Source organism: Pseudonocardia xinjiangensis, from assembly GCF_012911925.1.
Taxonomy (GTDB): domain Bacteria; phylum Actinomycetota; class Actinomycetes; order Mycobacteriales; family Pseudonocardiaceae; genus Pseudonocardia; species Pseudonocardia xinjiangensis.
This window is the reverse complement of record NZ_JAAXKY010000094.1, coordinates 1-23,582: the sequence shown is the minus strand read 5'-3', so window position 1 is coordinate 23,582 and position 23,582 is coordinate 1. Positions and strand designations below refer to the sequence as shown.

Below are 23,582 nucleotides of genomic sequence, written 5' to 3'. Positions count from 1 at the left end.
TTGCACCGGGCAGACTACGTTCGTCAACGACTGGAGGCCCGATGCGCACCATCACCCTCGACACGGCCACCCTCGCCTACGACGACGTCGGTCCCGACCGGGGCGTGCCGCTGCTGCTCGTGCACGGGCACCCGTTCGACCGGTCGATGTGGCACCCGCAGCTGCAGCACTTCTCCGCCGAGCGCCGGGTGATCGTCCCCGACCTGCGCGGCTACGGCGCCAGCCCGGGAGCCGTCCCGGACTGGGCGGCCTTCGCCGACGACCTCGACGGCCTGCTCGACGGCCTGCGGATACCGCGCGCCGTCGTGGCCGGGCTGTCGATGGGCGGCCAGATCGCGCTGGAGCTGCAGCGGCGCCACCCCTCCCGTGTGGCCGGGCTCCTGCTGGCCGACACCACGGCGGCGGCCGAGCCCGCTCGCGCCGCCCGCCTCGCCATGGCCGACCGGCTGCTCGCCGAGGGCATGGACCCCTACGCCGTGGAGATGCTCTACCGGATGGTGACGACGCGGGCTCCCGCCGCCGTCGCCGACCACGTGCTCGCCATGATGCGGGGCACCGACCCCGCCGGTGCGGCCGCGGCCCAGCGCGCCCGCGCCGAGCGCCCCGACCAGCTCCCGCGTCTCCGGTCCGTGGCCGTGCCGACCGTGGTGGTGGTCGGGGCGGAGGACGACCTCACACCGGTGTCCGACGCGCGGACGATCGCCGGGCTCGTGCCCGATGCCGAACTGGTGATCGTCGAGGACGCAGCACATCTCCCCAATTTGGAGCAACCCGTTGCGTTCAACGGCGTATTAGCCCGGCTGCTCGCGCGGGTCGACCGGTCCGGTGACCGATCGGCGACCAGCAACGACTGATTGTCGGCGGGTTGATCCAAAACGCCACGCGCCGGAAGCCCGGCCCCCTAGCCTCTCCACTCCAGGCGCTGATCGCCCCCGACATCGATCCGCCAGGCGGAGGTCATGCGGATGCAGGTTCAACGATGGGTACTCCTCGTCGTGGCAGTGGTCCTGTGGGCGGTGCCGACCCTCGGCGGCGACGCCTCTGAGGCCACCCACACCGACCCGGTCGTGCCCGCGGGCGACCCCCGCAAGGACACGGTCGACTCCGCGCACCGGCAGGCCTCCCGCCCCTCCGACGGGGAGGAGTCCTCCGCGCAGGAGGAGGCACCGCCCGAGCAGGCCCCGCAGAAGGACAGCGAGGCCGACGCGAAGGACGACGCGCCGAAGCCGAACAGCACCCTCGCAGCAGCCGCCGACCTGCTCGCGGTGGTCCGTGGCCGCGGTGCCACCGTCCAGGTCAGCGACACCTCGGAGCTGAAGAAGGCACTGGCCGCAGCGCGGCCGGGCGACACCATCCGGATGGCGGCAGGTACCTACGACCCCGTCGTCATCACCCGGTCCGGCACCGCTGCCGCCCCCATCACCCTCAGCGGTCCCGCCGGGGCCGTGATCAAGGGGAGCGGCAAGGACTACACCCTGCACCTCGACGGGGCGAGCCACTGGCAGCTCGTCGGGTTCTCGGTCTCCGGCGGCGGCAAGGGCGTGATGACCGACGGCAGCACCGGCCTCCTGCTCGACTCACTGACCGTCAGCGACACCGGCGACGAGGCCGTGCACTTCCGCAGCGGGTCCAGCAAGAACACCATCCAGCGCTCGACGATCCGCAACACCGGCCTCAAGCAGCCCCAGTACGGCGAGGGCGTCTACGTCGGCAGCGCGAAGAGCAACTGGAAGAAGTACAGCGACGGCCGCCCCGACCTGTCGATGAACAACCGGGTCGTGGGCAACACCTTCGAGAAGATCACCGCGGAGAACGTCGACGTCAAGGAGGAGACCGGCGGCACCCTGATCGCCGGCAACCGGTTCGACGGCTCGGCCGTCAGCGGCGAGAACTTCGCCGACTCCGTGGTCGACTTCAAGGGCTACGGCGGCACCGTCATCGGCAACATCACCACCGGCAACGCCCCGGCCCTGAAGAACATCATCGAGACTCACGTCATCACCGAGCCGGAGACCTCGGGCTGCGGCAACCGCATCGAGAACAACAAGGTGCAGGGCTTCCAGCCGTCGGGCCAGCTGGTGGCGGTCGACAAGAAGTGCAAGTGAGCTCCTCCCCCCGTCAGGCGTCGAGGAGCTGACGCGCGCGGCGCAGGAACGCGCGCTCCGCAGCGTTGCCGGCGAGCGTGATCGCGGTCTCGTAGGCCTCCGCCGCCTCCGGACCGCGTCCGAGCCGCCGCAGCAGGTCGGCGCGCACGGCGTGGAACAGGTGGTGGCCGCGCAGGTCGAGAGCGTCGACGAGCGTGAGCGCCTGCCCCGGTCCCCATACCTCGGCCACGGCGACGGCCCGGTGCAGCCGCACGACCGGGCCCGGTGCGAGCGCCACGAGCTGGTCGTACAGCTGCAGGATCTGCCCCCAGTCGGTGGCCGCCGCGGTAGGCGCGTCGCTGTGCACGGCGTTGATCGCCGCCTGGATCTGGTAGGGACCGGGCCGGTTGCGGCGCAGGCAGCACCGGACGAGGGCCTGCCCCTCGCCGACGAGGTCGTGGTCCCAGCGGCCGCGGTCCTGGTCGGCCAGCAGCACGAGGTCGCCGTCCGCGGTGGTCCGCGCCGCCCGGCGGGAGTCGACGAGCAGCATCAGCGCCAGCAGCCCGATCACCTCCGGCTCGTCCGGCATCAGCTCGGCGAGCAGGCGGCCGAGCCGGACGGCCTCGGCACACAGGTCCTCGCGGACGAGGCGCTCGCCCGAGCTCGCCGTGTAGCCCTCGTTGAAGATCAGGTAGACGACGGCGAGCACGGCACGCAGGCGGGCGGGAAGCTCGGCGACGTCCGGCACCCGGTAGGGGATCCGCGCGTCCCGGATCTTGCCCTTCGCGCGCACGAGCCGCTGGGCCATGGTCGGTTCGGGCACCAGGAACGCGCGCGCGATCTCGGCGGTGGTGAGGCCGCCGAGCAGCCGGAGCGTGAGCGCCACCTGCGCCGCGGTGGCCAGGGCCGGGTGGCAGCAGGTGAAGACCAGGCGGAGCCGGTCGTCGGGCACGCCACCCTCCTGCGCGGGTTCGTCCTGGTCGGCCGCACGGGCGTGCAGCAGGGCGGCCGCGGCGTGCCGGTCGTCCCGGGAGGACTCGCGGCGGAGATGGTCGATCGCACGGTTGCGGGCGGTCGTGATGATCCATCCGGCCGGGCTCGGCGGGAGTCCGGTAGCGGGCCAGCGCTGCACGGCAGCGGTGAACGCGTCCTGGACCGCCTCCTCGGCGATGTCGAGGTCGCCGAACGCCCGGGCGAGCACGGCCACGGCGCGGCCGTGCTCCGCGCGGAACACGCGCTCGATCTCCCGGACGGGCAGCACCGGCACGGGACGGTCAGCCCTCGCCGTACAGCGGGCGCACCTCGATCGGAAGCGTGATCACCTCGGCGAGCCTGCGGCCCCACGCCAGCGCGGCGTCGAGGTCGGGCGCCCGGATGACCGTGAAGCCGCCCAGATACTCCTTGCCCTCGGCGAACGGGCCGTCGGTGACGAGCATGTCGTCCCCGCGGGCGTGCAGCACCGTGGCCGTGCCCGGCGGGTGCAGGCCCGCAGCGAAGACCCACGCGCCCGCCGCCCGCATCTCCTCGTTCAGGGCGTCGAGCCTGCGCATGATCGGGTCCATCACCTCGGGCGGGGGCGGGTCGCCATCGGGCTGGTAGATGCTCAGCAGGTACTGCTTCATCGGGCGTGCCTCCTCACTTGTCGGCGTCCGCGGGCCGGTAGGTGGCGATCAGCACGCCGGTGGTGGTCGGGACGCACTCGACGAGCCGGAGTCTGGCGAACGCTGTGCCGTCCGTGAAGAGCCGGCGGCCGGTGCCCAGCACGAGCGGGTGGACGAGAAGCGTGTACCGGTCGACGAGGTCGTGCTCGGCAAGCGTGCGGCACAGCTCCCCGCTCCCGAGCACGACGAGGTCGTCGGCCACCTCCTCCTTCAGCACCGCCACGGACTTCGCCGCCTCGCCCGGGAGGAGCACGGAGTTCTGCCACGGCAGCGGCTCGTCGAGCGTGGTCGAGACGACGAACTTGCGACGGGCGTCGAGCACCGCGGTGACGGGGTTGTCGGCCTGCTGCGGCCAGAAGCCGGCGAAGTCCTCGTACGTCCGCCGCCCGAACAGCAGGGACACGCCCGGGGCGGCCATCCCCTTCCCCATCGTCTCCGCCATGACGGGGTCGCTGTACGGCTGGGCCCAGCCGCCGTGCGCGAAGCCGCCACGGACGTCCTCGCCGTCCCGGCCCGGCGCCTGCATCACGCCGTCGAGGGTCAGGTTCTCCACCACGGTGAGCATGCCCACAGCAGTCCTCCTCGGTATCGCCGCCGGTCCCGTGCCGGCGTCCCACCCTCTGTACGAACGGCGAGGTGCCGGTTCGACAGTGCGGAGGAGGAATCCCGCGACCCGGTCAGGCCCCGCTGAACTTCGTGGTCATCCCGAGGTCCACGGGAAGCGAGATGCCCGTGATGTAGCGCGACTCCGCACTGGCCAGGAACAGCACGGCATTGGCGACGTCCTCGGCCTCGACGTAGGGAACGTCCCACATGTTCGTAGCGGCGAGCACCGGAGCCGCATCCTCGAACGTCGGGTCATCGAGGTCGGGCCTGAAGTTCCGCGCCGCCAGCGGGTTGTCGAGCATGGGCGTCCGCGCGTTGGTGGGGTGCACCGTGTTGACCCGGATCCGGTGTGGTGCCAGCTCGTTGGCGAGTGCCGTCGCGAGCCCGACCAGGCCGTGCTTGGCGGCGGTGTAGTGCGAGAGGTAGGGCAGTCCGCGCAGCCCGGCAATGGAGCTGGTGAGGATCACGGACCCACCGGGGCCGCGCTCGATCAGAGATGGGACCGCGGCTTTGACGGTGTGCCAGACGCCGGTCAGGTTGACGTCGATCATCGTCTGCCACTGGACCTCGTCGAGCTGCCAGCTCGGGGCGAGAGCGTTCATGATTCCCGCGTTGGCCACGACCACGTCGAGCCCACCGAGCTCGGCCACCGCGGCGTCGAGGCCGGTGCTCAGTGCGTCCTGGTCGCGGACGTCGGCGACGAAGGACACGACGCGACGGTCCAGCGCCTTCACGGCCTCCACCGTCTCGGCCAGGTCCTCGGGTGTCGCCGCCGGGGACCTCACCGTGTCCACCGGCGCGGCGATGTCGGTCGCGATGATGTCCGCGCCCTCGCTCGCGAGCCGGACGGCGTGGGCGCGGCCCTGGCCCCTGGCCGCGCCGGTGATGAAGGCGATCTTGCCTTCCATCCGTCGCTTGCCGTTCTCCCGTTCGATCACCACTTCACAGTGCGTGCCCGGCTGGCATTCGTCCAATACCGGTTTCGAAGGTCAGCCATACGATGAAGCATGGATCTGCGTCAGCTGCGGTACTTCCTCGTCGTGGCCGAGGAGCGGTCTGTCACGGCCGCCGCCGCCCGGCTGCACCTCACCCAACCTCCACTGTCGGCACAGCTCGCCCGGCTGGAGCACGAGCTGGGCGTGACCCTGCTGGTGCGCCACCGCCGCGGAGTCGACCTCACGGCAGCGGGGCGCGACCTCGTGGAGCATGCCCGGCACCTGCTGGCCGACGTCGACACGGCGGCCGAGTCCGTGCGGCGGATCGGACAGGGCCGCAGCGGCCGGCTGGCCCTCATGTTCGAGGCGACGACGGCCTGGTCGGTGCTGCCGCCGATGGTGCGTCGGTTCCACGCCGCTCGCCCCGACGTGGAGCTGTACTTCCGCGAGGACCGCACCGACGCCGTGACCGAGCACGTGCGGGCGGGCCGCGCCGATCTCGGTGTGGTGCACCTGCCCCCGGCCGGCGCCACGAGCACCATCGGGTCGGGTCTCGACGTGGAGGTCGTGCGACGCGAACCGTTGGTGGCGGTGCTCCCCCGTGATCGCGCCGACACGTACGAGGACCCGGTCGACCTCGCTGCTCTGAGCAACGAGACCTTCTTCGGCACCGTCCGGTCCGAGTGGGGTGGGATCGCGGCGCACCTGCTCGGCGCGTGCCGCCTCTCCGGGTTCGAACCCGCGCTGCAGGAGGTGGAACTGGTCCAGACCGCGGTGGCGCTCGTCGGCGCGGGGCTCGGCGTCTCGGTGCTCCCCGCCGCGGTGGAGCGGGTCTGCGGGCCGGACGCCGTGACACGCCCCCTCGCCCAGCACTTCCCGATCGTGGAGACCGGCCTGCTCCGCCGTCGCAGCGGGACCCCGGACCCGCTGGTACGGCTCTTCCTGCGGCTGGCGTCGGAGATCCCGGAGGAGATCTGACGCGCGCCTCCCTGTTCGGGTTACGGCGTGGCGCGCCGGATCACGAGCCACCCGGCCGCGCCGAGTACGACGGCGATCACCAGCGGGTAACCCGCCAGCAGCGCGAAGGTCGACTGGTCGGTGAAGAACCTGCCGACCGCAGGCCACCACCCCAGCCGGCTGACCAGGAGTACGAGGCCCGCCAGCACCAGTGCCGCCCCGATGGTGACCGCGTAGACACCGCTCTGCCCCCACCTCTTGAAGACCACGCCGAAGCACACCCCGACGGCGGAGAACGCCAGGAACGGCACCGCGTACGCCAGCCACTGCAGCAACAGGTTGTCCTGCACCAGGAACGGCAAGCCGATGTAGCGCAGGCCGATCCCCCACCCACCGGTCCAACGCTCCACCAGCTCGAGCAGTAGCAGGAGGAGACCGAAGAGCAGCCCCTGCGCCACGACCAGCACCGTGGTCCCGGCATAGAAGGCCCACCGGGTGACGCTGAGCCCGAGGGCGAACGGGAACACCTGGGTGATCGTCTGCAGGTGCGCCACGAACATCACGATGTAGATCGAGACGAGGCTGCCGGTGACCCGGCCGTTCGACGGCACGTCGTCCGAGAGGACACCGAAGGTCACCAGGTTGATGACGAGCGTGAGGGCGAGGATCCCCAGCGGCCAGGCGAAGATCCCCCGCCAGTTCACCAGCTGGACCCGGACGACGTCGAGCACGCGGTTCATCTGTTCCCCCCGTTGCCGGCCCCGACCGGCCGGCCGTTGTGCGGACCGTTCATCTGTGTGGTGCGGACGACGAGCTGCTGCAGGGACACCGGTTCGAACTCCAGGCCGCCGACGACGGGCCGGTCGGGGACGCCGGACACGGTGGCGCGCAGGAAGCCGCCGAGCTGCTCGCGGTGCAGCACGGTGCGGCCCGCGACGAAGGACTCGACCGAGGTGACCGGTCCGGTGACGGTCACGGCTCGGGTGCGCAGGGTGTCGGCGTCCTCGTCGAGGAGGATGCGCCCCTTGTCGATCAGGACGACGTGCTCGATGAGGTCACTGACCTCGTCGATCAGGTGGGTGGACAGCACGACCGTCCGCGGGCGGTCGGCGTAGTCGGCGAGCAGCCGGTCGTAGAACAGCTGGCGCGCCACGGCGTCGAGACCGAGGTAGGGCTCGTCGAAGAACGTCAGCGGCGCCCGCGAGGCGAGCCCGATGATCACACCGACGGCGGACAGCATGCCGCGGGAGAGCTTCTTGATGCCCCTGTTGACGGGCAGCCCGAAGTCATCAACCAGCTCCGCGGCGAACCCGGCGTCCCAATTCGGGTAGAGCAGCTCGGCCGCGCGCAGAGCGTGCTTGACCTTGAAGAAGTCGGGATAGCGCTGGCTCTCCTTGATGAAGCAGATCCGGCCGAGCACATCCGCGTTCTCGTACGGGTGCTCCCCGAACACCTCCACCCCTCCGGAGGTCTCGAAGGCCTGGCCGGTGAGGATCTGCATCACCGTGGTCTTGCCGGCCCCGTTGCGGCCGAGCAGCCCGTGGATCCGGTTCTCGGCGAGCTCCATGCTCACCCCGTCGAGGGCGGTGACCTGGCCGTACCGCTTGGTCACCCCGCTCATCCTGATGACGTTCATCTCTCGTCCCCCCAGACATCGATCATCTTCTTGACCTGCTCGGTGTCGATGCCGAGCTTGCGAGCCTCCGCCAAGAGCGGGACCAGGTACTGCCGCGCGAAGTCCTCGCGGCGGCGTTCCAGCAGCTGCGTCCGGGCCCCGGTCGCGACGAACATCCCGATTCCTCGTCTCTTGTAGAGCACTCCGTCGGCCACCAGCTGGTTGACGCCCTTCGCCGCCGTGGCCGGGTTGATGCGGTGGAAGGCCGCCAGTTCGTTGGTCGAGGGCACCTGAGCCTCCTCGGCCAGCGTTCCGTCGACGATCGAGCTCTCGATCTGTTCGGCGATCTGCGCGAACAGGGGGCGCCCGTCGTCCCTCACCCCGACCACCGAGGCTTACGGTTCGTCGGTTCGTTACTCATGTAGTTAACCATGGAGCCAACGGGGCGCTCTGTCAAGCGAGAAGTGCGGCAGCCGTCAGCGGCGCCGCTCGACCGTCCACACGACGGCGGCGGCGCCCAGCGCCAGAACGAGGCTCAGCACGGCGGCGGCGAACGGCGGCGGCCCGAGGGCCGCCAGCGCACCGACGGCGACGCCCACGGGCGGCAGCCACGGCTGCACGGCCGTCACCACCACGATCGCGGTCCCGAGACAGAAGGACCAGCCGATCCGCTCCACCAGCGGGCGCGCACACAACAGCCCGACGGCCGTGCCGGTGACGGCGCAGGCGAGATGGGCGACACCGCCGAGCAGCAGCACCGACGGCGGGTACGGATGCCCGCCGAACACGACGGGCCAGCCCATCGGCAGGGCGACGAGCAGGAGGTCACCGGCCAGCCCCACCAGCAGCGTCCCGGTGACCACCGGGACGACACCGCCGGCCGCGGCGACGGTGACGGTTCGCTGGACCGGGTCCTCCGTGTTGGCAACGATCACCGCGAGCCACGCCGCCATCGGGTAGAGCGCCAGCGCCGACGCGGGCCACGCGCCGGGCGGCTCCCCCGGATCGCCACCGAACAGCACCCCCAGGACAGCCACGTACACCAGCAGCGGCAGCAGGTACCGCTGCGACCGCACGACGTCGTCGGCCAGGTACCCCGCAACGGCCAGCGTCCGCGCCGGGCTGCCACCCGCACGCTCGCTCACCGCACCTCCTCCCGCCACACGGCGAGCACCGAACACCCCGCCGCGAGCGCCGCCGCGAGCAGGGCGTCGCCGCGCTCGGCCGGAACCCGCACCGTCAGCTGCCCGCGGACGGTCCAGCACTCCGCGACGGGCGGGAGCGCCCGCAGGACGTCGGTGGGATCGCCGGGACAGCGCAGCTCGACGACGGTCTGCACCCCGTCCGCTGCATCGGTGCCGGCGTCCATGGCGGCGGGCGTCAGCACCCCGTCCGCCAGGCGCAGCACCGTCGCTCCGGGCAGCGCACCCGCCCGCCCGCTGTGGTCGGCGAGGAGCATGGCGGCGCCGCGCGCGCACTCGGCCTCGAGCCGCAGGTCCAGTGCCGCGGCCGCCGTCGCGTCCAGGCCCGACCACGGCTCGTCCAGCACCAGCAGGTCCGCCCGGCAGGTCAACGCCTGGGCGAGGCCCACCTTCTGCGCGTTCCCCGTCGAGAGCAGGGCGACCGGGGCGCTCGCGTCGCCGGTGAACCCGAGGGCGTCGAGCAGCTCGTCGGCGTCCCGCCCGGCGTCCGCGCGAGGCACGCCGTGCAGCGCGGCCAGGTGGTGCAGGTAGGCCCGCACGGGCATCCGCGACGACGCCGGGAAGCGGCCGGGCAGGAACCCGACCACCCGCGGCCGCCCCGACACCGTGCCCGCCGTGGGAGCCGTGCACCCGGCCGCTATCCGCAGGAGCGTGGACTTGCCTGCCCCGTTTCCGCCGACCACGGCGACAGGACGGCCGGCAGCGACGTCCAGGTCGACGCCGGCGAGGACCTCGCCGTGGCCGCGGTAGCGCTTGCGCACCCCCGCGAGCCGGATCACCTGGGTCCGGAGCACCCGAGCATGGTGCCGTAACCGGCAGCCGGACCCGCCGTCAGATGTCGGTGCGCCGCTCGACCAGCGTCTGCGCCACCCGCGTCAGCTTGAGGTTGAGCGACTGGGAGGCGGAGCGCAGCATGTCGAAGGCATCGTCGGCGGAGATCTTGCGGCGCTCCATCAGGATGCCCTTGGCCTGACCGATGACGTCCCGGCTGTTCAGGGCCTGGCGCAGCTGGGCGGCCTCCAGCTCGGCCGCTGTGCAGGCCATGGTGGCGGCGAGCGCCGTGGAGGCGTGCGCCGCCAGCACGAGTGCGATGTCGCGGTCGACGGTGTCGAGGCCACCGACCTCTCGCGAGTAGATGTTGAGCGCTCCCATCCGCGGCGCGTCACCGCCGTGCGGGAACAGGCCGACCGCCAGCACGCTGCCCACGCCCATGGCCGCGGCGGCCTGCCCGAAGCGGGGGAACTCCGGGCAGTTCCCCAGGTCGGAGCAGAACGTCACCCCGAGTCCCGCCGTGCGCGTGGCCTCCACGCACGGCCCCTCCTCGAGGCGGTACTGCACCTCGTCGAGCCGGGTGGCCAGCGGTTCGGTCTCCACGGGCGTGTGGAATCCCCCCGGCGCGCGCAGCGTGACGCTCACGAGGTCGGCCCCCGGCACCGCGATGCAGGTGGCGTCCACGACCCGCTGCAACACACCCGCCACGGTGGTCTCGCTCGCCAGCTTCTCGGTGAGGCTCACGAACTCGAGGGCGAGCGGACCGATCGCCTCGGCGAGCTCCGCCGGGCGATCCGATCCCGGATCGCGGGCGAAGCGCATCCGGTCCTCGGACCACTCCTGCTCCGTCGCCACGTCCACCTCGATCATCTTCAGTCCTGAACCGGCGCGGAAGCTTGACCCAGGACCACGCCTCGTAGCAAGCCGGGGCGGGAGATCACCGGCATTCGGCCGCCCCGAAGCGGCCGAACGGCGGAACCCTGAGGTCAGGCGGCAAGTGAGCGCGCACGAACCCTGCGGATCACGAGGATGACCAACCCGACGACGACCAGCCCGATGACTCCGTAGCTGACCGGCCCCAGCCAGCCTTGCACACTGTCCCAGTTCTCGCCGAGCACCCAGCCCAGCGCGATGAACACGGCGTTCCAGACCCCGCTGCCGACGGTGGTGAGCAGCAGGAACCGGCCCAACGGCATGCCGGCGATGCCGGCCGGGATCGACACGACGCTGCGCAGGAACGGGACACACCTGGCGAACAGCACCACCTTGCCGCCGTGCCGGTCGAAGAGCTCGCGACCGCGGTCGAGGTCCTTCTCGCTCGCGAGCACGAACCAGCGGCGCGCGGCCAGGCGGTGCAGCCGGTCGTACCCGAGCCACGCGCCGAGGCCGTACAGCATCAGCGCGCCCAGCACGGATCCCGCGGTGGCCGCCGGCCAGACGGTGAGGACGTTCAGAGTTCCGGTGCGCGCCCGGAACCCGGCGAGCGGCAGGATCACCTCGGACGGGATCGGCGGGATCAGGTTCTCCAGGAGGATCAGCAGCCCCACCCCTGCTGCTCCGAGACGGTCGACGATCGCGAACACCCAGTCGGCCACGTGTCCATTGTGCCCAAGAGATCCGGTTTCAACCGCCGGCGTGCCCCGAACGGCACGTCGGGCCACTGCCCCGCCGCGCGGCTCGCCGGACTCCCGCCATACTCCTGCGGATGACGGTACGGACAGTGGGCGTCGAGGAGGAGTTCCTTCTGGTCGACCCCGCAACCGGTCGGCCGCGAGCGGTCGGCCAGGCGGTGCTCGCCGTCTCCGCGGCCGACGGCCCGGACGACGACCTGACCGCCGAGCTGCACCGGGAGCAGGTGGAGACCGGTACGAAGCCCTGCCACACCCTCCACGAGCTGGGCGCGGAGCTGCGCTCCACCCGGGCCACCGCTGCGGGCGCGGCGGCGGACGTGGGCGTGGCGCTCGCCCCGCTGGCCACGTCCCCGCTGGCCGTGGAGCCCACCTTGTCGCCGTCGAGCCGCTACGAGGAGATGGCCCGTCGCTTCGGACGCACCGTGTCCGAGGAGCTCACCTGCGGCTGCCACGTCCACGTGGCGATCGACTCCGCCGAGGAGGGCGTGGCCGTCCTGGACCGGATCAGGCCCTGGCTGGCCCCCCTGATCGCGCTGAGCGCCAACTCGCCGTTCTGGCTGGGCGAGGACTCCGGCTATGCCAGCTTCCGCAGCCAGGTCTGGCAACGGTGGCCCTCCGCCGGGCCGTACGGGCCGTTCGGCTCCGCCGGGGCCTACCGGACGTTCGTGGACTCCGTGCTCGGCACGGCGACGGTGCTGGACGAGGGGATGCTCTACCTCGACGCCCGGCTGTCGCGCCAGCACCCGACGGTCGAGGTGCGCGTGGCCGACGTCTGCCGGGAGCCCGACGACGCCGTGCTGATCGCGGCACTCACCCGCGCGCTCGTCCAGACCGCCGTGGACGGCTGGCAGGCGGGCGACGAGCCCGACCCGGTGCGCACCGAGGTGCTCCGGCTCGCCGCCTGGCAGGCGGGCCGCTCCGGCATGGACGGTGACCTGCTCGACCCGTCCGGCTGGCGCCCCGCCCCGGCCACCGACGTGGTCCGGCGGCTCGTGGAGCACGTCCGGCCTGCGCTGGAGGAAGCGGGCGACCTGGACACGGTGCACGACCTGATCGCCACGGTGCTGGCCCGCGGCACCGGCGCGAGACGGCAACGCGAGGTGCGAGAACGCACCGGCACCCTCGCGGCGGTGGTCCGCGACGCGAGCCACCCCGCCCCGTAGTTCAGGAAAGCCACTTTCCTGCCCTGAGAGGGCGGCAAAGTGGCTTTCCTGAACTTGGTGCGCGGGGTTACGCGGCCTCGGTGGCGCGCTTGCGGAGGCTCTCCGGCACCTGGAAGCGGTCGCCGTACTTGCGCGCGAACTCGTCCGCCCGCGCGACGAAGCCTGCCGTGCCGCCCGGGTAGCCCACGACGTACTGCACCACGCCACCGGTCCAGGCCGGGAACCCGATCCCGAAGATGGAACCGATGTTCGCGTCCGGCACGGAGGTGAGCACGCCCTCGTCGAGGCACTTCTGCGTCTCGATCGCCTCGACGAACAGCATCCGCTCGGACAGCTCGGGCAGGTCGACCTCGTGGTTCGTGGCGCCGAACTCGGTGCGCAGGCCCGGCCAGAGCCGCACCCGCTTGCCGTCGGCGTACTCGTAGAAGCCCGCGCCGGAGCTCTTGCCCTTGCGGTCGAACTCCTCCACGAGCCGGTCGATGATCGCATCGGCCGGGTGCGGCTCCCAGGTGCCGCCTGCGGCCAGCGTGGCCGCCTTCGACTCCTCACGGATCTTGCGCGGCAGCGTGAGCGTCAGCTCGTCCATCAGCTGCAGCACCGGCGCCGGGTACCCCGCCTGCGACGACGCCTGCTCGATCGTCTGCGGGTCGATGCCCTCGGCGAGCATCGCGACACCCTCGTTGAGGAAGGTGCCGATCACGCGGCTGGTGAAGAAGCCCCGGCTGTCGTTGACGACGATCGGGGTCTTCTTCAGCCCGATGGTCACGTCGAACGCCTTCGCCAGCGTGGCGTCGGAGGTGTGCTCCCCCCGGATGATCTCCACGAGCGGCATCTTGTCCACCGGGGAGAAGAAGTGCAGCCCGACGAAGTCACCCGGGCGGTCCACCCCGGCCGCGAGCTCCGTGATGGGCAGCGTGGAGGTGTTGGAGCACAGCAGGGCGTCGGGCTCGATGTACTTCGCGGCCTCGCGGAAGACCTCCTGCTTGAGCTGCACCGACTCGAACACCGCCTCGATGACGATGTCGCAGCCCGCGAGGTCGTTGTAGTCGCCGGTCGGGGTGATCCGCGACAGCAGCGCCTCGCCCTTCTCCAGCGTGGTCTTCCCGCGCTTGACGCCCTTGGCCACGAGGCCCTCGGAGTAGGTCTTGCCCTTCTCCGCCGCCTCCAGCGTGACGTCCTTGAGGACGACCTCCCAGCCCGAGAGGGCGCAGGAGTAGGCGATGCCCGCCCCCATCATCCCGGCGCCGAGCACGGCGACCTTCCGCGGCTGCCACTTGTCGTGGCCGTCCGGACGCGACTTCCCGCCGTTGATGGCCTGCAGGTCGAAGAAGAACGCCTTGGTCATGTTCTTCGAGACCTGGCCCGTGACCAGCTCCACGAAGTAGCGCGCCTCGATGCGGAACGCGGTGTCGACGTCGACCTGGGTGCTCTCCACGGCCGCGGCGAGGATGTTGCGCGGGGCCGGCATCGGGGCGCCCTTGAGCTGCTTGCGCAGGTTGGCGGGGAACGCCGGGAGCATCGCGGCCAGCTTCGGCGTGGCCGGGGTGCCGCCGGGCACCTTGTAGCCCGGCTTGTCCCACGGCTGGGCGGCGTCGGGGTTGGCGGCGATCCAGGCCCGCGCCTTGTCGAGCATCTCCTCGGGACTCGACGCGAGCTCGTCGATGATGCCGATCTCGAGCGCGGCGGCAGGCTTGTGCCGCTGGCCCTGCGCCAGCACCTTCATGAAGCCGTCGGCGATGCCGAGCATCCGGGTGATCCTCACGACGCCGCCGCCACCGGGCAGCAGGCCGAGCGTCACCTCGGGGAGGCCGTAGACCACGCCGGGGGCGTCGAGCCCGATGCGGTGGTGGCAGGCCAGCCCGATCTCCAGGCCGCCGCCGAGCGCGGTGCCGTTCATCGCCGCGACCACCGGGCGGCCGAGGGTCTCCAGCCTGCGGAGCTGCTTCTTGACGGTCATGGAGTTCTCCATGACCGCGCCGGCGTCGGTCTGCGTCGCCTTGCTCAACGAGTCGAGGTCGCCACCCGCGAAGAACGTCTTCTTCGCCGACGTGAGGATCACGCCGGTGATGTTCTCCTTGTCGGCGACGATCGCGTCGACGCACGCGCCCATCGCGGCGACGTAGCGGTCGTTCATCGTGTTGGCGCTACGACCGGGGTCGTCGAGGGTGACGACGACGATCCCGTCCTCGCCGCGCTCCCAGCGGACGGCCTGTGGCTCACTCACGGTTGCAGGTTCCCTTTCTCAGGAGATGCGCTCGACGACAGTGGCGATGCCCATGCCGCCGCCGACACACAGGGTGGCCAGGCCGTAGCGCAGGTCGCGCCGTTCCAGCTCGTCGACGAGCGTGCCGAGGATCATCGCGCCGGTGGCACCCAGCGGGTGCCCCATGGCGATGGCACCGCCGTTGACGTTGACCTTGTCGTGCGACAGGCCGAGGTCGCGCATGAACCGCAGTGCGACGGCGGCGAACGCCTCGTTGATCTCGAAGAGGTCGATGTCGTCGACGGTCAGGCCGGCCTTCGCCAGCGCCTTAAGGCTGGCCGGGGCCGGGCCGGTGAGCATGATCGTGGGGTCGGACCCGGACAGCGCGGTGGAGACGATGCGGGCGCGCGGGGTGAGCCCGGCGGCCGTTCCTGCGGCCTCGGTGCCGATGAGGCACAGCGCGGCGCCGTCGACGATGCCGGAGGAGTTGCCGGCGTGGTGCACGTGGTCGATCTTCTCGACCCAGTGGTAGCGCTGCAGGGCCACGGCGTCGAACCCGCCGGCCTCGCCGATCATCGCGAACGACGGCTTCAGGCCCGCGAGGCTGTCCAGGCTGGCACCGGCGCGGATGTGCTCGTCGCGGTCCAGCACCGTGACGCCGTTGCGGTCCTTCACCGGCACGACGGAACGGGCGAAGTAGCCGTTGGCCCACGCCTTGGCCGCCCGGGTCTGCGACTCGACGGCGAACGTGTCGACGTCCTCGCGGGAGAAGCCCTCGAGCGTGGCGATGAGGTCGGCGCCGATCCCCTGCGGCACGAAGCCCGTGTCGTAGCTGGTCTCGGGGTCCATCGCCCAGGCGCCGCCGTCGGATCCCATGGGCACCCGCGACATGGCCTCCACGCCGCCGGCGAGGACCATCTCCTCCATCCCGGAGCGCACCTTCTGAGCCGCGATGTTGACCGCCTCGAGGCCCGACGCGCAGAACCGGTTGAGCTGCACCCCGGCCACGGTGTGCGGCAGCCCGGCCGTGATCGCGGCGGCCTTGGCGATGTCACCGCCCTGGTCGCCGATGGGCGAGACGACGCCGAGCACGACGTCGTCGATGGTGGCCGGGTCCAGGTCCGGGTAGCGCTCTCTGAGCTCGTGGATCAGGCCGACGACCAGCGAGATGGGTTTGACCTCGTACAACGAACCGGAGGACTTGCCGCGGCCGCGCGGCGTGCGGACGGCGTCATAGATGTACGCCTCGGGGATCTCGCTCATGCGAACCTCTCATCGACGGCCGAGCTCATTTCCACTTTTGTTACAGTAACACTGTCACATAGGTCAAGGCGTGACGTAATGTGACGTTCATGGCGGCTTCTCCCGCTCCTGATCAGGGCGACCTCATGACGATCGACCAGCTGGCCGAGCGCACGGGGATCACCGTCCGCAACATCCGCTTCTACGCGGGGCGCGGCCTGCTGCCCCCGCCACAGCTGCGCGGGCGCACCGGCCTGTACGGGGAGGACCACCTGGCCCGGCTGGAGCTGGTCAGCGAGCTCTCGGCACTCGGCTTCACGCTGTCGGCCATCGAGACCCACCTGGAGCGGCTGCCGTCCACCGCGGGCGCAGCCGAGCTCGCCCTGCAGCGCGCGCTGCTCACTCCGTGGGTGCCCGAGCAGATCGAGGAGATCGACCGCTCCGAGCTGAACCGTCGCGCCGGTCGCACCCTCACCCCCGACGACGTCACCACGCTGGCCGAGCTCGGCGCCGTCACCGTGCTCGACGACGGCCGGATCCGGCTCCACGGCACCAGCACGCTCAGCACCGCACTCGCCGTGCTCGACTCCGCACTCCCGCCCGAGGTGTGGCGGCAGGCCCACGAGCTCATCGAGCAGCACACCACCGCGCTGGCCGAGGACCTGATGAAGTGGTTCCAGGACGAGGTGCTGCAGCCCTACCGCGACCGCGGACGGCCCGCGGAGGAGCGCAAGCAGCTGGCCGCCACCCTCTCGCAGCTCAAGCCCGTCACCATGCGCGGTGTGGTCACGGCGTTCGGGCGAGCGGTCAACCGGACCATCCGCGAGCGCATCGGCTAGCGGACCCTTCACCCTCACGGAAGGACGGACGATGAGCCGCAACCCCTACGACGAGCTGCCTTCCGTCGAGTCGTTCACGGTGACGAGCACCGACGTCGCCGACGGGCAGCCGCTGGCCACACCTCAGCTGAGCGGGATCATGGGGGCCGGCGGCGAGGACGTCTCCCCGCAGCTCGAGTGGAGCGGGTTCCCCGACGGCACCCGCTCGTTCGCCGTCACCGTGTACGACCCCGACGCGCCCACCGCATCCGGCTTCTGGCACTGGGCCGTCGCCGACATCCCGGCGGCGGTCACCTCGCTCCCCCGCGGGGCAGGCGACGACGACGGCTCCGGCCTGCCTGCGGGTGCCGTCCAGCTCGCGAACGACGCCGGGGCGAAGCGCTTCATCGGCGCCGCGCCGCCTCCCGGACACGGCCCGCACCACTACTACATCGCCGTGCACGCCCTCGACGTCGAGAGCCTGGGACTCCCGGAGGGCGCCACTCCCGCGTTCCTCGGGTTCAACCTTTTCAGCCACACCCTCGGCCGCGCCGTGATCGTCGGGACACACGAGAACAAGGGCTGACCAGCGCGGCATGAGCGACGTCTTCACCCACCCGGTGTCCGTCCGCTACCTCGAGGTCGACGCGCAGGGCGTGGTCTTCAACTCCTGGTACCTCGCGTACTTCGACGACGCCATGACGGCCTTCCTCTCCGCTCGCGGACTGCCGTACCGGGCGATGTTGGGCGCGGGCTACGACGTGCAGCTCGTGCGCTCGGAGATCGACTGGCGCTCGGGGGTGGGCTGGCAGGACGCGATCGAGGTGGCGGTCTCCACCGCCCGGATCGGGCGCACGAGCTTCGCGCTCGACTTCGAGGTGCGCCGCGACGGCAGCGAGGTCACCTGCTCGGGGCGCACCGTCTACGTCGTGGTCGCCACCGACGGCTCCGGGAAGCAGGAGATCCCGCCGGTGATCGCCGACGCGCTGGGTGAGCCCGCGCCCTTGCGTGCCTGATGCGCGTCAGGACAGCTCGTAGTCGAACGTGTAGGTGTGCTCCCCCTCGGGGGACTTGACGATCGTGAGCTCGCCGCGCAGGCCACTGAGGTCGCCGGTGGCGGAGTCGGGCACCACGTCCACGCGGAAGTCGCCGCCGCTCGCGCTCCCCGACGCGGAGTGGCGGAACACGAAGGTGCCCTTCCTCCCGTCGACCTCGCCGCGCACCCGCTCGATCCCGACGTAGGCGGCGGAGCCCTCCTGCGCGAGGGCCTGCAGCAGCTCGGCGTCGCTCGTGGCCGAGATGCCATCCTCGAACGTCTTCGAGTTGCTCACCCGCACCAGCTTCGCGCCCTCGGCCTCGTCGATGACCTCCTCGTCCCAGCGCGTCAGATCGAACCGTCCGGTCGTGCTCGTCATGGGTGGATCACCGCGGATGCGACGCCGGACGGATTGGACGAACGCGACAGCAGGCGGGCAGGTCAGCGAGCAGCGTGCGTGACGGACTGCAGCAGCCGGACCCACGGCGACCGCCGCACCGGGCGGGCCGGCCGGGTGCCGACCGCGCGCTCGGCGTTGTCCAGCAGCTCCTCGAGAACGCTGTCGTGCATCCAGCGGACCGCGAGCGGCCAGGTCAGCCGGGTCGCGCCGAAGAGCCGGAACACCATGTCGTGGCGCAGTACCGTGCTGTCCGGGCCTGCGGACTCGGCGGTGAACGTGTGGGTGCCGCGCACGCCCGTCCGCGGGTCGAACGTGAACTCCAGGCGCCTGCCCGGCTCGTGCGCGGTGACGCGGTAGCGGACGGGGCCGTGACCGGCCGTGGTCCCGACGGCGAGCGGGCCGTCCAGCACCATCGGCATCCAGGCGGGCGACGGCCACAGCACGTCGTCCGGGCCGCCGAGCCGGTCGAGCAGCGGACCCACCTCGGAGAGCGGGCCGGGCACCAGTCGTTCGTGGACGTTGCGGACCATCCCCCACCTCCGCTCCGCCGTGTGGTGAACCACCGGGCAGGGGGACCGCGGCGTCCGAGCGACCCCTCACGCCCGGACGGCCGGGCGCCCTCGCGCCGGAGGTACCGACCATCTCGACACTCCGTACGCTGCCGTATGGAGCGTCCATACGCTAGCGTACGGACGTGGTGGAACGGAAGCGACTGACGGCCTCCGACTGGACGGCAGCCGCCCTCGATGCACTCGGCAGGGGCGGGCTCGCCGCCGTGGCCGTCGAGCCCATCGCCGCTCGGCTGGGCACCACGAAGGGCAGCTTCTACTGGCACTTCAGCAACCGGGATGCGCTGCTGGAGGCGGCGCTGCTGCGATGGGAGCGGGTCCACACCGAGGAGATCATCGCGCTGGTCGACACCGACCCCGACCCCCACAGCAGGCTCCGCCACCTCATGACCCTGACGTTGGCGCCGACCACCACAGCCGACCGGCCGGGTCACCGCGTGCTGCTCGCCCTCCAGGCCAGCGCGAGCCACCCACTGGTGGCACCCGTCTTCGCCAGGGTCACCCAGCGGAGGCTCGACTACGTCACCGGGTTGTTCACGGCCTCCGGTTTCCCGCCGGAGGAGGCCCGCAGGCGAAGCCTGCTGGCCTACACGGCCTACCTCGGGCACACCAACCTCGCCGACGCCAGCCCCGAGCTCGTGCCCGTGGGTGCCGAACAGCGCGACTACGTGGACGCCGTGGTCGCCACACTCACGCGGCGGTGACGAGCGGCGTTCCGGGCCCGCTCACCTCCGGGTGACGGACTCCAGGTACCGCGCCGTCCAGCCGTCGGCCGCGCGGCGGCTCCACAGCGTCGCCACCGCCTCGTCCTCGTCGGCGTAGCGCGCGGTGCGTTCCAGTGCGTCGCGGTGCAGCTGGGCCTTCGTCAGTGCGAACGTGTCGGACGGGACCTCGGTGGCCAGCGCCCGGGCCGTGGTCACCGCCTGCCCGAGCAGCTCGTCGGCCGGGAGCACCCGGTCGACGAGCCCCAGCGCCTGCGCGTCCGCCGGGGTGTAGGTGAGGGCACCGACCATGAGCCGGCGCGCGGCCACGTCCCCCACGGCGTGGCGCAGGACCTCGATCGCCAGCCGCGGAAACGGCGGCCCGACGCGGGCCTCCGGCACCCCGATCCGGCCGGACCCCTCGGCCATCAGCGTGACGTCGGCGCACGCGGCCAGCACGCAGCCCCCGGCGATCGCATGCCCGTTGACGGCCGCGACCACCGGCTTCGACAGCTGGAAGAGCGCGCCGAACGCCGCCGACAGCGCAGGCAGGAAGCGCTCGACGTAGGGCGCGCCCTCGTCGAGGATGCGCTTCAGATCGACACCTGCCGAGAAGGCTCGGCCCGTTCCGGTGACCACCACGGCACGAGCGGGGTCCGTCTCGAGGGCACGGAACTGCTCCGCGAGCGCCTCGCACAGCTCCTGGTCCATCGCGTTGACCGGCCCGTGCCCGAGCTGCAGCACAGCGACATGGTCCGCCCCGCTGCCGTGGTCCACCCGGTTGATCACAAGCCGGAACCTACCTGGGGCCCTCACGCATGGCACGCTGCGCAGGGAGAACAGACCCGAACACGAGTTGGGGAGGACGAACAATGCCGCAACAGGTCCGCGGGGTCGTCGCGCTGAAGAAGGGCGAGCCCGTCTCGCTGGAAACGATCATCGTTCCGGATCCGGGTCCGGGTGAGGCGGTCGTCCAGGTGCAGGCCTGCGGGGTCTGCCACACCGACCTCCACTACCGCGAAGGCGGTATCAACGACGAGTTCCCGTTCCTGCTCGGCCACGAGGCGGCCGGGGTCGTCGAGTCGGTGGGCGAGGGCGTCACCGACGTCGCGCCCGGCGACTTCGTCATCCTCAACTGGCGTGCGGTCGACGGCACGTGTCGCGCCTGCCGCCGCGGCGAGCCCTGGTACTGCTTCTCCACCCACAACGCCGCACAGAAGATGACGCTCGAGTCGGGCCAGGAGCTCACTCCTGCACTCGGCATCGGCGCGTTCATCGAGAAGACGCTCGTCCACGCGGGGCAGTGCACGAAGGTGAACCCCGCGGTGAAGCCGGAGGTGGCCGGGCTGCTGGGCTGCGGCGTGATGGCCGGCATCGGAGCGGCGATCAACACCGGCAAGGTCGGGCGCGGCGACTCCATCGCCGTCATCGGCTGCGGCGGGGTGGGCAACGCCGCGATCGCCGGAGCGAAGCTCGCCGGCGCCACCACGATCATCGCGATCGACGTGGACGACCGGAAGCTGCAGTGGGCGAAGGAGTTCGGTGCCACGCACACGATCAACTCCCGCGAGCAGGACGCGGTCGAGGGCGTCCAGGCACTGACCGACGGCAACGGCGCCAACGTCGTCGTCGACGCGGTGGGCCGGCCCGAGACGTTCAAGCAGGCGTTCTACGCCCGCGACCTGGCCGGCACCGTGGTGCTCGTCGGTGTGCCCACCCCGGACATGACGGTCGACCTGCCGCTGATCGACGTCTTCGGCCGCGGCGGCGCCACCAAGTCCTCCTGGTACGGCGACTGCCTGCCCACGCGCGACTTCCCGATGCTCGTCGACCTGCATCTGCAGGGCAGGCTGCCCCTCGACAGGTTCGTCAGCGAGACGATCGCGCTCGACGGCGTCGAGGCCGCGTTCGAGAAGATGCACAAGGGCGAGGTGCTGCGTTCGGTGGTGCTGTTGTGACCCCGCCGGGCCCCATCGACCACGTCGTCACGTCCGGGACGTTCTCCCTCGACGGCGGCACGTGGGACGTCGACAACAACGTCTGGGTCGTCGGCGACGAGAACGAGGTGCTCGTCATCGACGCGGCGCACGACGAGCTGAAGATCGAGGAGGCGGTCGGCGGACGGCGGGTCGTCGCCGTCGTGTGCACCCATGCGCACGACGACCACGTGAACCGGGCGCCCGCGCTGGCCGACCGGGTCTCCGCCCCGATCCTGCTCAACCCGGCCGAGGCGCCGCTGTGGGAGATGACCCACCCGAACCGGCCGCCGGACCGGGAGCTCGCCGACGGCGACGTGCTGAGCGCGGGCGGGGTGGAGCTGCGGGTGCTGCAGACACCGGGCCACTCCCCCGGCTCGTCCTGCCTGTACGCGCCCGAGCTCGGCACCGTCTTCACCGGCGACACCCTGTTCAACGGCGGGCCGGGGGCCACCGGACGGTCGTACTCCAGCTTCGACACGATCATCGAGTCGATCCGCGAGAAGCTGCTGACGCTGCCCGGTGACACGGTCGTGCGCACTGGCCACGGCGACCCCACCACGATCGGCGAGGAGCTGCCCCACCTGGAGGAGTGGATCGCGCGCGGCCACTGAGCCTCGCGGTATGTCGCCATGGCCACGGCAGGCAAGCAGGTGCCCGTCACCGTGCGCGGCGAGCTCGCGGCCTACCTCGTGCCGGCCGGGGAGCCGACCTCGGTCCTCGACCGGCTCGAGCAGCGGGCCGGCCGCGGCAGGAGATGCGCGACGAGGAACGCTGGTGATCCATGAGGCACCCATGATCGTTGCGAGATCCGGCTGTGCGCCCCTGCGCGGGCGATCAGGCGGATCTCGCGGCGCTGTCGTCGATTCTGTCGGGGGTCGCGGATAGAGTCGAACGCATGTTCGAGATCGACACTCACCGGGTGGTACCGCGGTCCGCGCCACTGGCGTGGACCGAGGTCGCTCCCGACGGTATGGCGGTGCTGGTCCTGGATCAGGCCGGACCACCCGTGGACGGGTTCGAGGCGCTGGAGCGGATCGGCGCCTGGGAGAAGGTCATCGCCTGGGCACAGGCCCGCCAGTACGCCGAAATCACCCAGTTCGTCGCCGCAGCCGAAGCCAACCCCGCCGCGGGTCTGACCGCGGCGCAGGCGGTGGAGTCCGCGCAGGCCGAGGTCGGGATGATGCTGCGCCTCTCGCCCGGCGGCACCGCCTGGCGGGTCGGGGAAGCCCGGCAGCTGGTGGCGGAGTTCCCGGCCACCTTCGCTGCCCTGGAAGCCGGGGCGATCACGCTGCCCAAGGCGCGGATCATCGCCGAGGCCTGCACCGACCTGCACCCCGACGCCGCCACTGCGGTGGAACAGAAAGTGCTCGCGCGGGCGCCGCAGCAGACCACCGGACAGCTCCGCGCGGCGCTGCGCCGCGCCGTGCTGCGCGCCGACAGCGAAGCCGCCGCCCGGCGCCGCGAGCGCAAGCGCCGCGAGCGTGCCGTGGTGCTCTACCCGGAACGCGACGGGATGGCCACGCTGTCGGCGACGTTGCCGGCGGCGGAGGCGGTCGGGGTGTTCGCGGTGCTGGATCAGCACGCCCGCGGCTGCGGCAGTGCCGATGAACGCCCGATGGCGGCGCGGCGGGCGGATGCGCTGGTCGACCTGGTGCTGCGCGAGACCGGGTTCTGCAGCACCGCCGGACAGGCGGCTGCCACCACTTCCTCGGCCCCCGCCGGATCCGGCAGCCCGGCCACAGGGATCGAGCCGGCCGCATCCCGGTCCGACCGCCTGCCCGGGATCGCGCCCGAGGGTGGTGTCCCCACCGTCACCAACAAGGTCTCGATACAGATCCGGGTCACCGTCCCCCTCGACACCCTCCGCGGCGTCTCCGAGGAGCCCGGTGAGCTCGCCGGGTACGGCCCCATCCCCGCCGAGTACGCCCGGGAACTGGCCGCCGACCCCGACAGCATCTGGCACCGCCTGGTCACCGACCCTCTCAGCGGCGCACTGCTCGACTACGGCA

28 protein-coding genes are annotated in these 23,582 nt (G+C 71.7%); 12 read left to right on the top strand and 16 right to left on the bottom strand.

Annotated elements, in window-relative coordinates:
* Nucleotides 1-41 precede the first annotated feature (41 nt).
* Complete coding sequence (locus HF577_RS24570) at nucleotides 42-854, top strand: alpha/beta fold hydrolase (protein WP_169398304.1); 813 nt, start codon at nucleotides 42-44, stop codon at nucleotides 852-854.
* A gap of 111 nt (nucleotides 855-965) precedes the next feature.
* Entirely contained in the window at nucleotides 966-2,105 is a 1,140-nt protein-coding gene (locus HF577_RS24565; RefSeq protein WP_169398303.1) for a right-handed parallel beta-helix repeat-containing protein, read from the top strand.
* Nucleotides 2,106-2,118: 13 nt separating this feature from the next.
* Here the strand turns inward: HF577_RS24565 and HF577_RS24560 are convergent, their stop codons facing one another.
* The 4 genes from HF577_RS24560 to HF577_RS24545 form a co-directional block, all read right to left on the bottom strand.
* Nucleotides 2,119-3,351, bottom strand: coding sequence for an RNA polymerase sigma factor (locus HF577_RS24560; RefSeq protein ID WP_312859353.1), 1,233 nt, complete (start codon nucleotides 3,349-3,351; stop codon nucleotides 2,119-2,121).
* A 7-nt stretch (nucleotides 3,352-3,358) separates the two neighbouring features.
* Nucleotides 3,359-3,706, bottom strand: a complete 348-nt coding sequence (locus HF577_RS24555; RefSeq protein WP_169398302.1) for a YciI family protein — start codon at nucleotides 3,704-3,706, stop codon at nucleotides 3,359-3,361.
* 13 nt (nucleotides 3,707-3,719) lie between these two features.
* Nucleotides 3,720-4,310: a dihydrofolate reductase family protein gene (locus HF577_RS24550; RefSeq protein WP_211174775.1), complete on the bottom strand. Its 591-nt coding sequence runs from the start codon at nucleotides 4,308-4,310 to the stop codon at nucleotides 3,720-3,722.
* A 112-nt stretch (nucleotides 4,311-4,422) separates the two neighbouring features.
* Nucleotides 4,423-5,289, bottom strand: coding sequence for a mycofactocin-coupled SDR family oxidoreductase (locus HF577_RS24545; protein WP_312859352.1), 867 nt, complete (start codon nucleotides 5,287-5,289; stop codon nucleotides 4,423-4,425).
* 69 nt (nucleotides 5,290-5,358) lie between these two features.
* Here HF577_RS24545 and HF577_RS24540 point away from each other — a divergent pair, with 69 nt between their 5' ends.
* A complete protein-coding gene (locus HF577_RS24540; RefSeq protein ID WP_169398300.1) occupies nucleotides 5,359-6,264 on the top strand; it encodes a LysR family transcriptional regulator in 906 nt (301 codons plus the stop codon).
* A gap of 20 nt (nucleotides 6,265-6,284) precedes the next feature.
* On the opposite strand, the gene HF577_RS24535 is transcribed toward HF577_RS24540, so the two are convergent.
* From HF577_RS24535 to HF577_RS24505, 7 genes are all read right to left on the bottom strand, one after another.
* Nucleotides 6,285-6,983 carry a hypothetical protein gene (locus HF577_RS24535; RefSeq protein WP_169398299.1) on the bottom strand — a complete coding sequence of 233 codons (699 nt, stop codon included), beginning with the start codon at nucleotides 6,981-6,983 and terminating at the stop codon, nucleotides 6,285-6,287.
* A complete protein-coding gene (locus HF577_RS24530) occupies nucleotides 6,980-7,879 on the bottom strand; it encodes an ABC transporter ATP-binding protein (protein ID WP_169398298.1) in 900 nt (299 codons plus the stop codon). Before HF577_RS24530 ends, HF577_RS24535 begins: the two co-directional genes overlap by 4 nt.
* Nucleotides 7,876-8,238 carry a GntR family transcriptional regulator gene (locus HF577_RS24525; protein ID WP_169398297.1) on the bottom strand — a complete coding sequence of 121 codons (363 nt, stop codon included), beginning with the start codon at nucleotides 8,236-8,238 and terminating at the stop codon, nucleotides 7,876-7,878. Before HF577_RS24525 ends, HF577_RS24530 begins: the two co-directional genes overlap by 4 nt.
* A 96-nt stretch (nucleotides 8,239-8,334) precedes the next feature.
* Complete coding sequence (locus HF577_RS24520; RefSeq protein WP_169398296.1) at nucleotides 8,335-9,003, bottom strand: hypothetical protein; 669 nt, start codon at nucleotides 9,001-9,003, stop codon at nucleotides 8,335-8,337.
* Nucleotides 9,000-9,854: an ABC transporter ATP-binding protein gene (locus HF577_RS24515; RefSeq protein ID WP_312859351.1), complete on the bottom strand. Its 855-nt coding sequence runs from the start codon at nucleotides 9,852-9,854 to the stop codon at nucleotides 9,000-9,002. Before HF577_RS24515 ends, HF577_RS24520 begins: the two co-directional genes overlap by 4 nt.
* 37 nt (nucleotides 9,855-9,891) lie before the next feature.
* Nucleotides 9,892-10,701: an ANTAR domain-containing protein gene (locus HF577_RS24510; protein ID WP_169398295.1), complete on the bottom strand. Its 810-nt coding sequence runs from the start codon at nucleotides 10,699-10,701 to the stop codon at nucleotides 9,892-9,894.
* 116 nt (nucleotides 10,702-10,817) lie between these two features.
* Nucleotides 10,818-11,426 carry a DedA family protein gene (locus HF577_RS24505; protein ID WP_312859350.1) on the bottom strand — a complete coding sequence of 203 codons (609 nt, stop codon included), beginning with the start codon at nucleotides 11,424-11,426 and terminating at the stop codon, nucleotides 10,818-10,820.
* 110 nt (nucleotides 11,427-11,536) lie between these two features.
* Between HF577_RS24505 and HF577_RS24500 the strand changes: the two genes are divergently transcribed.
* Nucleotides 11,537-12,625, top strand: coding sequence for a glutamate--cysteine ligase 2 (locus tag HF577_RS24500; protein WP_169398294.1), 1,089 nt, complete (start codon nucleotides 11,537-11,539; stop codon nucleotides 12,623-12,625).
* 67 nt (nucleotides 12,626-12,692) lie between these two features.
* Here the strand turns inward: HF577_RS24500 and HF577_RS24495 are convergent, their stop codons facing one another.
* Nucleotides 12,693-14,849 (bottom strand): 3-hydroxyacyl-CoA dehydrogenase NAD-binding domain-containing protein, encoded by a 2,157-nt coding sequence (locus HF577_RS24495; RefSeq protein WP_169398293.1) that lies wholly within the window; start codon nucleotides 14,847-14,849, stop codon nucleotides 12,693-12,695.
* Nucleotides 14,850-14,867: 18 nt separating this feature from the next.
* The gene (locus tag HF577_RS24490; protein ID WP_169398292.1) at nucleotides 14,868-16,091 is read right to left on the bottom strand and encodes an acetyl-CoA C-acetyltransferase; all 1,224 of its coding nucleotides are present in this window, start codon (nucleotides 16,089-16,091) and stop codon (nucleotides 14,868-14,870) included.
* An 89-nt stretch (nucleotides 16,092-16,180) separates the two neighbouring features.
* Between HF577_RS24490 and HF577_RS24485 the strand changes: the two genes are divergently transcribed.
* Genes HF577_RS24485 through HF577_RS24475 form a run of 3 tightly spaced genes read left to right on the top strand, consistent with a single transcriptional unit; the run spans nucleotide 16,181 to nucleotide 17,904 of the window.
* Nucleotides 16,181-16,909: a MerR family transcriptional regulator gene (locus tag HF577_RS24485; protein WP_169398291.1), complete on the top strand. Its 729-nt coding sequence runs from the start codon at nucleotides 16,181-16,183 to the stop codon at nucleotides 16,907-16,909.
* 31 nt (nucleotides 16,910-16,940) lie between these two features.
* Nucleotides 16,941-17,474: a YbhB/YbcL family Raf kinase inhibitor-like protein gene (locus HF577_RS24480; protein ID WP_169398290.1), complete on the top strand. Its 534-nt coding sequence runs from the start codon at nucleotides 16,941-16,943 to the stop codon at nucleotides 17,472-17,474.
* 10 nt (nucleotides 17,475-17,484) lie between these two features.
* Nucleotides 17,485-17,904: an acyl-CoA thioesterase gene (locus tag HF577_RS24475; protein ID WP_169398289.1), complete on the top strand. Its 420-nt coding sequence runs from the start codon at nucleotides 17,485-17,487 to the stop codon at nucleotides 17,902-17,904.
* A 6-nt stretch (nucleotides 17,905-17,910) separates the two neighbouring features.
* Here the strand turns inward: HF577_RS24475 and HF577_RS24470 are convergent, their stop codons facing one another.
* A complete protein-coding gene (locus HF577_RS24470; protein ID WP_169398288.1) occupies nucleotides 17,911-18,303 on the bottom strand; it encodes a DUF3224 domain-containing protein in 393 nt (130 codons plus the stop codon).
* A gap of 62 nt (nucleotides 18,304-18,365) precedes the next feature.
* A complete protein-coding gene (locus tag HF577_RS24465) occupies nucleotides 18,366-18,854 on the bottom strand; it encodes an SRPBCC family protein (RefSeq protein ID WP_169398287.1) in 489 nt (162 codons plus the stop codon).
* 164 nt (nucleotides 18,855-19,018) lie between these two features.
* Between HF577_RS24465 and HF577_RS24460 the strand changes: the two genes are divergently transcribed.
* Nucleotides 19,019-19,597, top strand: coding sequence for a TetR/AcrR family transcriptional regulator (locus HF577_RS24460; RefSeq protein ID WP_169398286.1), 579 nt, complete (start codon nucleotides 19,019-19,021; stop codon nucleotides 19,595-19,597).
* A gap of 21 nt (nucleotides 19,598-19,618) precedes the next feature.
* Here the strand turns inward: HF577_RS24460 and HF577_RS24455 are convergent, their stop codons facing one another.
* The gene (locus HF577_RS24455) at nucleotides 19,619-20,383 is read right to left on the bottom strand and encodes an enoyl-CoA hydratase/isomerase family protein (protein ID WP_312859349.1); all 765 of its coding nucleotides are present in this window, start codon (nucleotides 20,381-20,383) and stop codon (nucleotides 19,619-19,621) included.
* 83 nt (nucleotides 20,384-20,466) lie between these two features.
* Between HF577_RS24455 and HF577_RS24450 the strand changes: the two genes are divergently transcribed.
* The 4 genes from HF577_RS24450 to HF577_RS24435 all read left to right on the top strand — a co-directional run.
* Nucleotides 20,467-21,552: an S-(hydroxymethyl)mycothiol dehydrogenase gene (locus HF577_RS24450; RefSeq protein WP_169398285.1), complete on the top strand. Its 1,086-nt coding sequence runs from the start codon at nucleotides 20,467-20,469 to the stop codon at nucleotides 21,550-21,552.
* On the top strand, nucleotides 21,549-22,184 hold the full coding sequence (locus HF577_RS24445) for an MBL fold metallo-hydrolase (RefSeq protein ID WP_169398284.1): 636 nt from the start codon (nucleotides 21,549-21,551) through the stop codon (nucleotides 22,182-22,184). The genes HF577_RS24450 and HF577_RS24445 overlap by 4 nt, the downstream gene beginning before the upstream one ends.
* Nucleotides 22,185-22,202: 18 nt before the next feature.
* Complete coding sequence (locus HF577_RS24440; protein WP_169398283.1) at nucleotides 22,203-22,358, top strand: hypothetical protein; 156 nt, start codon at nucleotides 22,203-22,205, stop codon at nucleotides 22,356-22,358.
* Nucleotides 22,359-22,468: 110 nt separating this feature from the next.
* The coding region (locus HF577_RS24435; RefSeq protein WP_169398282.1) for a DUF222 domain-containing protein at nucleotides 22,469-23,582 on the top strand (1,114 nt) is incomplete at its 3' end.